This window comes from Rhizobium sp. YTUHZ044 (assembly GCF_051123975.1).
GTDB lineage: Bacteria > Pseudomonadota > Alphaproteobacteria > Rhizobiales > Rhizobiaceae > Rhizobium.
In genome coordinates this window covers 3,528,375-3,541,038 of record NZ_CP101426.1, presented here as the reverse complement: position 1 = coordinate 3,541,038, position 12,664 = coordinate 3,528,375, and the positions used below count along the sequence as shown (strand labels likewise).

The window sequence follows — 12,664 nt, the reverse complement described above, 5'->3', positions numbered from 1 at the left end:
CGGAGAATAATGGTGGGTCAATGATGACATGGTCATGACGATATACTGATTCGCTGCTGGGGGTCCTCAAACCAATCCTGGGGGGCGCTTTGGATCCACCGGCAATGCCGCTGGCTCTGCCTCCAACGGGCTCAGTACTAGCTCCAGGCGTCAGTGCAAGCCGCCGACCCCGAGCAGGCTTTCGACCGTTTGATGATCTCTCGACAGGCGTTCCGGCGTGCCTGTCCAGGCCAGTCGGCCGCGTTCGAGGATGATGACGTGATCGGCGAAATCGAGCGCGCTCTGGATGCGCTGTTCGACAAGAAGGATGGTCATATCGCCCTTCTTGGCGAGATCGACGAAGGCAGCCATCAGTTCCTCGCAAATGACAGGCGCTAGGCCCTCGAGCGGTTCGTCGAGCAGCAGAACGGACGGGCGGCCGAGAATGGTGCGGGCTGTTGAAAGCATCTGCTGCTCGCCGCCGGAGAGCTGGTTGCCGAGGTTTCGGCGGCGCTCCTTCAGGCGCGGGAACATGGCATAGGCTTCCTCCAGCGCCGTCTTCGGCCGCGCCTTCAGACCGACGAAAAGGTTCTCTTCGACCGTCAGCGTGGGAAAGACGCAGCGCGTCTGAGGCACATAGCCGAGGCCCCTATGGGCGCGCATTGCGCTCGGTGCTGCGGTGACATCCGAACCACCGAGGTGGATCTGGCCTTGATACCGCCTGGTTTGGCCGGCAAGCGTTGCCAGGAGCGTGGTCTTGCCCATGCCGTTACGGCCGAGCACGGCTAGACGGGCGCCTGCCGGCACGGTGAAGGAGATGCCTTCGAGCACCCGCGTCGGCCCGTATCCGGCCGACAGGTTTTCAACCTCAAGCGACAGGGCTGGCATTGGCATAGCTCCCGAGATAGGCCTCGCGCACGCGGGCATCCTTGGTGACATCGGCCGGCAGGCCGTCGAAGATGATCGCGCCGGCCGCCAGCACGATGACGCGCTTGGCAAAACGGAAGACGAGGTCCATGTCGTGTTCGATCATCAGGACGGCGAGATCGGCGGGAAGGTCGGCCAGCGCCTGTTCGATTCGGCCGGTATCGCTTTGCGGCACGCCGGCCGCAGGCTCGTCGAGCAGCAGCACCTTCGGCCTCAGCGCCAGCGCCACGGCGATTTCGAGGAGCCGCTGCTGGCCATAGGCGATCTCGCTGACTCTGCGATGCATCAGCGAGGCCAGCCCGAGTTTACCCAGGAGATCGTCGACCTCCGCCATGACGTCGGGCATGGCGAGGAAATTCCCGAACATCTTGCGGGTCTTTCCGTCACGCTGAAGGACGGCGAGCCCCACATGTTCGGCGGGCGTCATATCCTGAAAAAGCCGCGTCACCTGAAAGGATCGGACGAGGCCGCGTTTGACCCTGCCGATCGCATCCACCTTCGTCACCGCCTCGCCGCCGAGGCGAACCTCGCCGGAATCGGGGGAGAGATTGCCGGTGACGAGGTTGACGAAGGTGGTCTTGCCGGCGCCGTTCGGGCCGATCAGCGCGATGCGGTCGCCGGGCGCCATTGCCAGCGAGACATCATTGGTGACGGCAAGGCCGCCGAAGGCTTTCCTGAGATTGGTTACTTCGAAGACCGGGCTCATGCGCGCGTCTCCTTCCGGCGGCCGATCAAGGCGGCGGCCGTTCCGTAGAGGCCTTTCGGCGCAAACAGCACGACGGCGATCAGCAGGGCGCCGACCATGGTCAGCCAGTGAAAGGGGTTGGCGGCCGAGACATAATCCTCGAAGAACATGAAGATGACGGTGCCGGAGAGCGCGCCGAACAGGGAACCGGTGCCGCCGAGCACGAGCATGACAAGCGCTTCGGCCGATTGCGTGAAGGACAGGCTGTCGAGCCCGACGACCTGGGTCGAGATCGCATTCAGCGCGCCGCCGACGCCGGCAACGGCGCCTGAGATCACGTACATCTTGATGAGAGCGGCCTTCGGCGAGCCGCCCATGGCGCGGATGCGCAGCGGGTCTTGCCGGATGCCGCGGCAGAGCATGCCGAAGGGTGAGCGAACCAGCAATCGCAGCAGCATGAAGACGATGACGAGCAGTGTCGTTCCGAAAAAGAAGGCGGTATGGCCGTAGAGATCGAATTCGAAAATGCCGAATATCGGGTCCGGCGCAATGCCGGAAAGCCCGTCGCTGCCTCCCGTCCAGGAGGAGGCCTTGTTGGCAAATTCATGGAAGAGGTGGATGAGCGCAATCGACAGCACGAGTTGCGGCAGCCCATGCGCGCGCAGGATGATCGCGCCGCAGAGCAGCCCGGCAACCGCGCCCCCTGTTATGCCGGCAAGCATCATCAGCAGCGGGTCGTTGATGCCGTAATGCGCCGACAGGATCCCGGCGGCATAGGCGCCGGAGCCGAAGAGTGCGGCATGGCCGAGCGTTGCGACGCCGCAATAACCGGTCACGAGATCGAGCGACAGGACGAGCAGGGCGATCGTGATCATCCGCGTCAGAAGCGCCAGATTGTCGGGTAAGGCGAAATAGCCGATCGCGGCGATGGCCGTGATGGCCGCTACTCCGAGAAGATCGGCATTCACTGCGCGCCGATGCCGGAGGCGTTCGGTTTCGTTGTTCATGACGAGCGTCATCCTATTTCATCCTTCCGGCAAGGCCGCGCGGGAAGATGCAGATGATGGCGATCACGGCGAGATAGAAGAAGAATTCCCCGAATTCCGGCATCAGATAGCGTCCCGTCGTATCGATGGCGCCAAGCAGCAGGCAGGCAATCAGCGCGCCCGGAATGGAGCCGGCGCCGCCGACGGAGACGACGACGAGGAAGGTCACCATGTAACGCAGCGCATAATAGGGCTCGACCGGCAGGAGTTCGGCGCCGACCACGCCGCCGAAGGCGGCAAGCCCGACGGCAACGGCAAAGCTCACCGCATAGATGATCTCTGTGCGCACGCCGAGTGCGGCAGCCATCGCCGCATCGTCGACGGAGGCGCGCAGCTTGACCCCGAAGCTCGTTCGCTCGATCGCGAACCACAGGGCGAGCGCAACGGCGAGGCCGCAGAAGATGACGAAAAGCCGGTGCACGGGAATGGTGCGGAATCCGAGATCGGCCGATCCCTGCAAGGTGCCGGCAAGCGGTATCGTCTTCAGCGTCGGTCCCATCACGTAGTTCGCGATGCCGATGACGCAGAAAGTGATGCCGATTGTCATCAGCACCTGGGTCAGTTCAGGGGCGCCATAGATCCGGCGGTAGAGAAAACGCTCGAGCGGAATTGCGATGATGATCGTGACGACGACGGCCGCGACGACTGCGACAGCATAACTAAGACCGAGGTCACGGGCGGCATAGGAGGCGATGTAGCCTCCGATCATGGCGAAGGCGCCATGAGCCAGGTTGACGACACGCATCAGCCCCATGGTCACGGAAAGGCCGATCGAGATCACGAAGAGCGCCATGCCATAGGCAAAGGCGTCGACGGCGATGCTGAAGACTGTCTGCATGAAAATACCTTACTTCGATGCGGCGGCCGCGATGCGCGAGACCCCGCCGCCGGTCCGGATGCCGCAATCTTACTTGGCCGCCGCAAGGCCCGGGTCGCTCTGTTTCTCGAACGTCTGGATCTCCTTGTTGAAGTACGTCCCGTCATCGGCCTTGGCGACTTCGCGCAGATAGATGTTCTGAGTAATATGCCGGCTTTCCGGATCGATCGAGACCGGGCCGCGCGGGCTCACCCACGCAAGGCCCTTGACCGCGTCGACCGCTTTCTCGGCGTCCTGCTTGCCGCCCGTCGCCTCGATCATCTTGTAGATGACATACATGCCGTCATAGGCGCTGACCGCAGGGAAGGAGATTTCGGCCTTGTTGCCGATCGCCTTGGCGGCAGCCTCGACAAAAGCCTTGTTCTCGGGCGAGTCGTGCGACACGGCATAGTGGAAGGTCGTCTTGATGCCGAGTGCGGCGTCGCCGAGCGCCGGCAGATCGGATTCCTGCGTCAGATCGCCAGGCGCGAAGAACTTGATGCCGGCGGCCTTCAAGCCGTTCTCGTTATAAGCCTTGACGAAGCCAAGCGTCGTCGGGCCCGATGGCAGGAAGGCGAAGACGCCCTCGGCGCCGGAATCCTTGATGCGCTGCATAATCGGGCTGAAGTCGTTGGTCGCGAGCGGCATGCGGATCGCCTCGACCACCTGACCGCCGGCCTTCTCGAAACCGGCCTTGAACGCATTCTCGGCGTCGATACCCGGGCCGTAATCGCTGACGACCGAAATCACCTTCTTGACGCCGGCGTCGAAGGCAACCTTGGCGATCGGCGTCGAGGTCTGCCATGTTGTAAACGAGGTGCGTACGACAAGCGGGCTCTTGGTGACGATCGCCGAGGTGGCGGCGTTCATGATGACCATCGGCACGTTGCCCTGCTTCAGGATCGGCGTCACCGCCATGGCGTCGGGGGTGAAATAGAAGCCGGCGAGATACTGGACCTTTTCCTTGACGATCAGTTCCTGCGCCAGCGCCTTGGATTGAGCCGGATCGGCCTGCGGCACGTCGCGGTAGACGATCTCGACCGTGTCGCTGCCGACCTTGTTGCCGTTGACAGCCATATAGGCGTCGATGCCGGCCTTGAAGTTCTTGCCCTGGAGCGCGAAGGGGCCGGAGAACGGCCCGATGACGCCGACCTTGATGGTGTCGGCACAGGCGCTGGTGCCCACAAGGATTGCCGCAGCGGCGGCCAGAAACAGCTTCCTCATTCTTCTCTCTCCCTTTTCGGCGTACTCCAGCGCCGTATTGAATTTCAGGTTAGCTTGTCATGCGAAATGGTGATGTAAAATGAAATAAATCCCCAAACACATGATTTGCCGGTTATGGTTCTGTATCGTCCCGACTCTCGCTGTTCACCGGCGTATCGCAGCTTTCATCCCGCAATCTTCGTGTCAGAACGGCAATCCCACGTAGTTTTCCGCGAGCACCGTGGAGGCTGCACGAGAATGCGTGAGATAGTCGAGTTCGGCTTCCTGGATCTTCTGATCGAAATCGCCTGTATCGGGGAACCGGTGCATCATCGTCGTCATCCACCAGGAAAACCGCACGGCTTTCCACACGCGGGCGAGCGCCGTCTGCGAATAAGCGTCGATGCCGCTGTCGGAACCTTCGCGGTAATGTTCGAGGAGCCCGCGGAAGAGGTAATGGACATCGCTTGCTGCAAGGTTCAGCCCCTTGGCGCCGGTCGGCGGCACGATATGGGCGGCGTCGCCGACGAGGAAGAGCCGGCCGAAACGCATGGGCTCGGTGACGAAGGAGCGCAACGGCGCGATCGATTTTTCGAAGGATGGGGCGGTCCTCAATGCCTCGGCGTGATGGGCCGGTAGGCGCCGTCTCAACTCGTCCCAGAAGCGCTCGTCGCTCCAGTCTTCGATCTTCGCGTCGAGCGGGCACTGGATATAGTAACGGCTGCGCCTGGCCGAGCGCATCGAACAGAGCGCGAAGCCCCTCGGGTGGTTGGCGTAGATCAGTTCATGGCTGACGGGCGCCACGTCGGCAAGCAGGCCCAGCCAGCCGAAGGGATAGACCTTCTCGAAACTTCGGATCGCCCGTTCGGGAACGGCTCTGCGGCTTATTCCATGAAAGCCGTCGCAGCCGGCGATGAAATCGCAATCGATGCGGTGGCTGATGCCATCCTTCCGGTAGGTGACGAAGGGCGAGCCAGCGTCGATAGCATGCGGAGCCACATCGGCGGCGTCATAGATCGAAAGGGCGCCACAAGCTTCCCGCCGCTCCATGAGATCGCGCGTCACCTCGGTCTGTCCATAGACGGTCACACGCCTGCCGCCGGTCAATTCGTGAAGGTCGATGCGATGATCGCGTCCGTCGAAGGCGAGCGAGAAGCCGTCATGCGGCAGGCCTTCGGCATGCAGCCTCGCTCCAGCCTTGGCTTCATCCAGCAGCCCGACAGTGCCTTCCTCGAGAACGCCGGCGCGGACGCGGCCGAGGATATAGTCCTTGCCCACGCGGTCGAGGATGACGTTGTCGATTCCAGCTTCGGTCAGAAGTTGGCCGAGCAGCAGGCCGGATGGTCCCGAACCGATGATGGCGACCTGGGTTCGCAAATGCTTCCTCCCTTGCATTTTTGCGTTTTGTCAGATTCTGCCGCGCTGGCCGGATCGCCACAATGGACATTCCAGCCTAAAAATTGCACTAATCGAACATTGGCGCAGGAGGGAGCCGATGAGCAGACACATACCGACCTACGAACTCTACGGCGAAAACATCGGGCGGTCGCCGGAATTCTGGTTGCATTGCGAAACAATCCGCTCCCGCAGCAGCCTGCATCAATGGGAGATTCGGCTTCATCGCCACGAGAGCTTCTTTCAGATATTATACATCGAAGCCGGCTCGGGCGATGCGATCTTCAGCAAGAGGAGCCATGCCATCCGTCCGCCGGCGGTCATCACGGTTCCCCCTGGGCTCGATCACGGCTTTCGCTTCTCACGTGATATCGACGGCCTCGTGATCACTATATTGAGGTCCCATCTCAGCCACCCGCCCGGCGAGCGAAGCCATCTCGGCGAGTGGCTGGCGATGCCGCATCTGACGCCGCTCGATCCCGGAAATGCCGAGGCTGCCTATGTCATGCAGACGCTGAGGCGGCTCGGCGACGAATTCGAAAACCGCCGCGGTGGCCGCAACGAGGTCTTGGCCGCCTATGTCGGGTTGGCGTTGCGGCTGACGGCGCGGATTTCCCATGAAGGATATGCGCAGGAGCTTCCGTCAAATGAGAACGAGCGGCGGATGGAGATGCTGGACGAACTGATCCAGCGGCATTTTCGATCGCACAGGCCGGCTTCCTTCTACGCCAGGGAACTTGGCATTTCGTCGACGCATCTCACCCGTATCGTTCGCTCGATGACGGGAAACACCCCGCATGAACTGATCGCCGGGAAACTGATCGAAGAGGCGAAGCGCCAGCTCGTCTTTACCATCGGCAGCGTTCAGGAGATAGGATTTCGCCTCGGCTTTGTCGATCCCGCCTATTTCTCGCGTTTCTTCCTGAAATATACCGGCGAAACGCCGCGGATTTGGCGGATGAACGAAAAAGCTCGGCTTGACCGGCCATAGGGCATTCGGTCATCTCACATCGCGCGCGTCAGTCGCGAATGGCTCACGCCGCCGGCCACGTCCAGTCCCGCACCTCCGGCATGTCCTCGCCGTATTCCCTGACATAGTCGTGATGCTCCGCGAGCTTGCCGTGGAAGGCGGCAAGCGCGTCTTTCGCCTTCTCCTTCAGGCCCGGCACGCGCTCGATGGCTTCGATGGCGAGATGGTAGCGGTCGAGTTGGTTGAGCACGGTCATGTCGAATGGCGTGGTCGTCGTTCCCTCCTCGACAAAGCCGCGGACGTGGATGTTCTCGTGGTTGGCCCGCTTATAGGTCAGACGATGAATGAGATAGGGATAGCCGTGATAGGCGAAAATGACCGGCTTGTCGGTGGTGAAGATCGCGTCGAAGGCCTCGTCGGAAAGGCCATGCGGATGCTGGTCACTGGATTGCAGCGCCAGGAGGTCGACGACATTGACAGTGCGGATCTTCAGCTCTGGAATGGCCTTGCGCAGGAGATCGACGGCGGCGAGCGTTTCCATCGTCGGGACATCGCCGGCGCAGGCCATGACGAGATCGGGCGAGATCGTGTCCTCCTCGTTGCTTGCCCAGTGCCAGATACCGATGCCGGCTTCGCAATGTTTCACCGCCTCGTCCATCGACAGCCATTGCGGCTCCGGCTGCTTGCCGGCGACGATGACGTTGATGCGGTCATAGGTGCGCAGGCAATGATCGCCGACCCAGAGCAGGGTATTGGCATCCGGCGGCAGGTAGATGCGGACGACGTCGGCCTTCTTGTTGGCGACGAGATCGACGAACCCCGGATCCTGGTGGCTGAAGCCGTTATGGTCCTGGCGCCAGACATGCGAGGTCAGCAGGTAGTTCAGCGATGAGATCGGTTTGCGCCATTCGATCTCGCGCGTCACCTTCAGCCATTTGGCGTGCTGGTTGAACATGGAATCGATGATGTGGATGAAGGCCTCATAGCAGGAAAAGAGGCCGTGCCGCCCGGTCAGCAGATAACCCTCCAGCCATCCCTGGCAGAGATGTTCGGAAAGCACCTCTACGACGCGTCCATCGCGGGAGAGATGGATATCATATGGTTCGATATCCTCCATCCACACGCGGTTGGTGACCTCGAAGACGCTGCCGAGGCGGTTCGACTCCGTCTCGTCGGGACCGAAAATGCGGAAGTTTGCCGCCTCCGCGTTGAGCTTCATCGTATCGCGCAGGTAATGGCCGAGGATCTCGGTCGATTGGGCGGCGACGCTGCCGCGCCTGCCGACGTCAACCGCATAGTCGCCTATGGCGGGAACATCGAGCTCCCGGCGCAACAAGCCGCCATTGGCATGCGGATTGGCGCCCATGCGGCGTTTGCCGACGGGGGCCAGCGCCCGCAGGTCGGTTTTCAGCCGGCCGTCGGCATCGAACAGATCTTCGGGATCGTAGCTTTGCATCCAGTCCTCGAGAATCCTGCGATGGCCCTCATTCTCGCGGCAGTTGGAGACCGGCACCTGGTGGGCTCGCCAGAAACCTTCCACCTTCTTGCCGTCGACCTCTTTCGGACCGGTCCAGCCCTTGGGGCTGCGCAGCACGATCATTGGCCAGCGCGGGCAGCCCGCCGCAGCCTTGCCGCTGCGGGCTTGCTCCTGAATCCCACGGATGCGGTCGAAGACCTGGTCCAGCGTCGCAGCCATCTGTTGATGCATGTCGCGCGGCTCATGGCCGTCGACGAAAAACGGCTCGTAGCCGTAGCCTTCGAAAAGACGTTTGAGCTCGTCGTCACCGGCCCGGCCGAGAATGGTCGGATTAGCGATCTTGTAGCCGTTCAGATGCAGGATCGGCAGAACGGCGCCGTCGCGGGCGGGATTGAGGAACTTGTTGGAATGCCAGCTGGCGGCGAGCGGCCCGGTTTCGGCCTCGCCGTCGCCGACGACGCAGGCGATGGTGAGGTCGGGGTTGTCGAAGGCGGCGCCATAGGCATGGACGAGGGCGTAGCCGAGTTCGCCGCCCTCGTGGATCGATCCCGGTGTTTCCGGCGCCGCATGGCTCGGAATGCCGCCCGGAAAGGAAAATTGGCGGAAGAGCCGGCGCATCCCTTCGGCGTCTTCGGTAATATCGGGATAGATTTCGCTGTAGGTGCCTTCGAGATAGGTGTTGGCGACCATTCCCGGCCCGCCGTGACCGGGGCCGCATATGTAGATGATGTCGAGATCGCGGGCGCGGATGAGGCGGTTCAGATGCGCATAGATGAAGTTGAGGCCGGGTGTCGTGCCCCAGTGGCCGAGCAGGCGGGGCTTGATGTGCTCTGACTGCAGCGGCTCGCGCAGCAGCGGATTGGCAAGCAGGTAGATCTGGCCGACCGACAGATAGTTGGCCGCCCGCCAGTAGCGATCGATCAGGGTGAGTTCAGCATCGGTCAGGGCGGCGGCGGTCGAGACATGCTTTTCCATGGGGCTTCTCCCGTTCGAAAACGCGTTCAACGTCAGTTCTAGCCGTTAGCGCGAGCGCGCCATTGATCTGGATCAGCGGACGCGGAGAACGGACAGCGCCTCGTCGGCGATCACCTGTTCTTCGTCCGTGGCAACGACATGGGCGGCCATGCGGCTTTCCCCGGTGCTGATCGTGAATCTGTGGGCGGCGTTGGCCTTTTCATCAATCGAAAGGCCGAGCCAGGACAGGCGTTTCGCCACGCCGGCGCGGATTTCCGGCTGATGCTCGCCAATGCCGGCGGTGAAGACGACGGTATCGAGGCCGCCGAGTGTTACCGCCATGCGGCCGATCTCGCCGGCAATGCGCAGGATGAACAGATCGATCGCCTGGCGCGCTTCCGGCCGTCCGTCCGTCAACAGATCGCGCGTATCGGCGCTGATGCCGGAAACGCCGAGCAGGCCTGAGCGTTGATAGAGCAGATCCTCGATCTCACCCAGCGATCGTTTTCTCTCTCCTGCCAGATGCAGGATCACGCCGGGATCGAGCCAGCCCGGGCGTGTCGCCATCGGGATGCCGTCGAGGGTGGAAAAGCCCATGCTGCAATCGCGGCTGATGCCGTTTTCCATCGCACAGAGGCTGGCGCCGCTGCCGAGATGGGCGACCACAGCCTTTGCCGCATGCGGCGCCTTGCGCGCGAGTTCACTGGCGATGAACTTGTAGGAAAGTCCGTGGAAGCCGTAACGCTTGATGCCCTCCTCATGCAGGGAACGGGGTATGGCGAGGCGGCGCACGAGATCGTCCTGCGTGGCATGGAAGGCCGTGTCGAAGGAGGCTGTCTGGACAAGATGTGGCTTCAGATGGCGGAGCGCGCGGATGAAGCGCAGCGCTTGCGGTTGGTGCAGGGGTGCGAGCGGGATCAGCGCTTCGATCCCATCGGTGGCGGCGTCATCAAGCGCGACGGCGCTCGTGAAGCGCTCGCCGCCATGGACGACGCGGTGGCCGGCCGCGGCTGCGGCCGCCATATCGAAATGATCGGCGAGACGCGTGAAGGTCTCGTCGATGACTCCGTGCAGATCGTCCGTCACCTCCGCCTTCAGCGGCATGTCGAATGTCTGCGATCCCTTGGTCAGGTCAAGCGAGAGCGGCTCGGCGCGGAGATCGATGACGCCCTTGCCGAGGCGTCGTGCCCCGGCGTCATCAATTGAGAAGACCCCGATCTTCACAGTCGATGAGCCGGCATTGAAGGTCAGGAGAAGGTCGGGGAATGACATGTCTTCAGAGACCCCGCGCAGTCGTCACGATGGGCGAACCTAGCGCCGAAACTCCCGCTGGAAAGGCATCATTTGGCGGTTGCCTTTGCTTCGGTCGATCCCCACGCCTGTCAACCTCGCACGTGCGGTCATTGAGCATTGGCGGCACAATGGCGGCAAGAGCTCCAGCTGCAATAGCCCCCCGTGCGCAACAAGACGGTGCGTGGCGGCCGATCGGGACGCAAAAGCTTGGGTTCTGTTGAAATAAGCTGGGCTCAGGCCGTTGACGCCAGATTGACGTTGCGATCGCGGATGAAGATGCTCGCCTCGGCGGCGGGCATCGCCTTGCCGAAAAGGTAACCCTGGCCGATGTCGCAGCCGAGCTGCAGCAGGAAGGCAAGCTGGCCATGCTCCTCGACACCTTCCGCAGTCGTCTTGATATTGAGGCTTCTGCCGAGGCCAAGCATGGCGCGGACGATTTTTTCCTGGCGTTCGTCATCGCGATAGGTGGCGATGAAGCTTTTGTCGATCTTGATCTTGTCGAAGCGGTAGCGGGCGAGCTGGGCGAGGCTCGAATAGCCTGTGCCGAAATCATCGAGAGCGATCTGAATGCCGGCCGCGTGCAGCTCTTCGAGAATGACGGCGGCGATAGCGGGATCCTGAATCAGCGCGTTTTCGGTGATCTCAACTTCCAGGCGTTGCGGCGGTAGCCGGCTTGCCGAAAGGACCTTGAGGATGCGGGACGTCAGCAGCCTGTCTTCCATCTGCACCGGCGAGACGTTGAAGGACAACGTGACATGCTCCGGCCAGGTGAGCGCATCGCTGCAGGCCTGCGCAAGGAGATCCTCGAACAAGGCGGTGATCATCCCGGTTTCCTCGGCAATGTCGATGAAAACAGGCGGCGGAATGTTGACGCCATCCTCGCCGATCCAGCGCGCGAGGGCTTCGAAACCGCAAAGCTGGCCGGTCTTCAGATCAATCAGCGGTTGATAGAAAGGCTTGATCGCCTTATTGGCGATCGCGGCGCGCAGTCTGGTTTCCAAGGAGGCGCGTTCCGTTACCCTATCCTGCATCGAATTTTCGAAGACGAGATGATGGTTGGGGCCGCGTGATTTGGCCTCATACATGGCGAGATCGGCACGGTGGGCGGCGTCTTCCAGCGGCTCGCTGCCCTCGACCCAACGATCGTAGCCGACGCTGGCGCCGACTTCGACGGCAAAACCATCGATATGAATCGGGCGGGTGACGGCCTGGATCAGCAGCTTGGCGAAGCGCTCCTCGCGTTGTGTCGTCAGGGCAAAGGCGACGACGATGAATTCGTCACCGCCGAAGCGGTAGACGCAATCGGCATTGCCGAGCGCGCAGATGCGTTTGGCAACTTCGACCAACAAGACGTCGCCGCCCTTGTGGCCGACGAGATCGTTGACCTTTTTGAAGCCGTCGAGGTCGACGGAGAAGATGGTGACGTTTTGGTTCCATTCCTCGATTTCGGCCTCGTCGCTTCTGACCGGCCGTGAGAGGATTTTGCGCTCGAAGGCATAGCGGTTCGGCAGCTTGGTCAGATGGTCGTGCGTTGCCGTCCAGTCGGCCTTTGCCTGGGCGGCGGCGCGCAGTTCCATTTCCTTGCGCAGATCGGCAATACGCAGCACCGAGTAGATGAAGCTCATGGTGCCGGCGATGCCGAGTCCCAGAACGAGCTTGTCGGCGCCGTATTCACGGAAAGCGGTCATGAAGGAAACCAGGCTGTCGTCGAACCGCAGCAATGTAGCTAGGAGCCAGAGGGTAATCCCCAAACCGACGATCGACATGCATTGCCTTCCGGCTCTGCTCTGGAAAAACACCGGCATTATGCCTTCTCCAACTCCACCCGCGCCGAGATATCACGAAAGTCTGAAATGTTCGTTGAAACCAGAAGGCGAAT

At 61.9% G+C, this 12,664-nt stretch carries 10 protein-coding genes; 1 reads left to right on the top strand and 9 read right to left on the bottom strand.

Annotated features, from left to right (window positions below; all coding sequences use genetic code 11):
* Positions 1 to 150: 150 nt before the first annotated feature.
* The 6 genes from NL154_RS17465 to pobA form a co-directional block, all read right to left on the bottom strand.
* Positions 151 to 867, bottom strand: a complete 717-nt coding sequence (locus NL154_RS17465) for an ABC transporter ATP-binding protein (RefSeq protein ID WP_221154671.1) — start codon at positions 865 to 867, stop codon at positions 151 to 153.
* Complete coding sequence (locus tag NL154_RS17460) at positions 848 to 1,612, bottom strand: ABC transporter ATP-binding protein (RefSeq protein ID WP_085779309.1); 765 nt, start codon at positions 1,610 to 1,612, stop codon at positions 848 to 850. The genes NL154_RS17465 and NL154_RS17460 overlap by 20 nt, the downstream gene beginning before the upstream one ends.
* Positions 1,609 to 2,610, bottom strand: a complete 1,002-nt coding sequence (locus NL154_RS17455; RefSeq protein ID WP_221123914.1) for a branched-chain amino acid ABC transporter permease — start codon at positions 2,608 to 2,610, stop codon at positions 1,609 to 1,611. Before NL154_RS17455 ends, NL154_RS17460 begins: the two co-directional genes overlap by 4 nt.
* Before the next feature lies 1 nt (position 2,611).
* Positions 2,612 to 3,475 (bottom strand): branched-chain amino acid ABC transporter permease, encoded by an 864-nt coding sequence (locus NL154_RS17450; protein ID WP_210629954.1) that lies wholly within the window; start codon positions 3,473 to 3,475, stop codon positions 2,612 to 2,614.
* Between the two features lie 69 nt (positions 3,476 to 3,544).
* The gene (locus tag NL154_RS17445) at positions 3,545 to 4,717 is read right to left on the bottom strand and encodes an ABC transporter substrate-binding protein (RefSeq protein WP_434733116.1); all 1,173 of its coding nucleotides are present in this window, start codon (positions 4,715 to 4,717) and stop codon (positions 3,545 to 3,547) included.
* Positions 4,718 to 4,900: 183 nt separating this feature from the next.
* Complete coding sequence (pobA, locus tag NL154_RS17440) at positions 4,901 to 6,073, bottom strand: 4-hydroxybenzoate 3-monooxygenase (protein ID WP_434733115.1); 1,173 nt, start codon at positions 6,071 to 6,073, stop codon at positions 4,901 to 4,903.
* 118 nt (positions 6,074 to 6,191) lie between these two features.
* On the opposite strand from pobA, the gene NL154_RS17435 reads away from it, so the two are divergent.
* Positions 6,192 to 7,082 carry a helix-turn-helix domain-containing protein gene (locus NL154_RS17435; RefSeq protein WP_210629957.1) on the top strand — a complete coding sequence of 297 codons (891 nt, stop codon included), beginning with the start codon at positions 6,192 to 6,194 and terminating at the stop codon, positions 7,080 to 7,082.
* 43 nt (positions 7,083 to 7,125) lie between these two features.
* Here NL154_RS17435 and NL154_RS17430 read toward each other — a convergent pair whose 3' ends face one another.
* From NL154_RS17430 to NL154_RS17420, 3 genes are all read right to left on the bottom strand, one after another.
* Positions 7,126 to 9,513, bottom strand: coding sequence for a phosphoketolase family protein (locus tag NL154_RS17430; protein ID WP_434733114.1), 2,388 nt, complete (start codon positions 9,511 to 9,513; stop codon positions 7,126 to 7,128).
* 72 nt (positions 9,514 to 9,585) lie between these two features.
* On the bottom strand, positions 9,586 to 10,764 hold the full coding sequence (locus tag NL154_RS17425; protein WP_210629959.1) for an acetate/propionate family kinase: 1,179 nt from the start codon (positions 10,762 to 10,764) through the stop codon (positions 9,586 to 9,588).
* A 254-nt stretch (positions 10,765 to 11,018) separates the two neighbouring features.
* Positions 11,019 to 12,590, bottom strand: coding sequence for a putative bifunctional diguanylate cyclase/phosphodiesterase (locus NL154_RS17420; RefSeq protein WP_434733113.1), 1,572 nt, complete (start codon positions 12,588 to 12,590; stop codon positions 11,019 to 11,021).
* Positions 12,591 to 12,664: the final 74 nt, after the last annotated feature.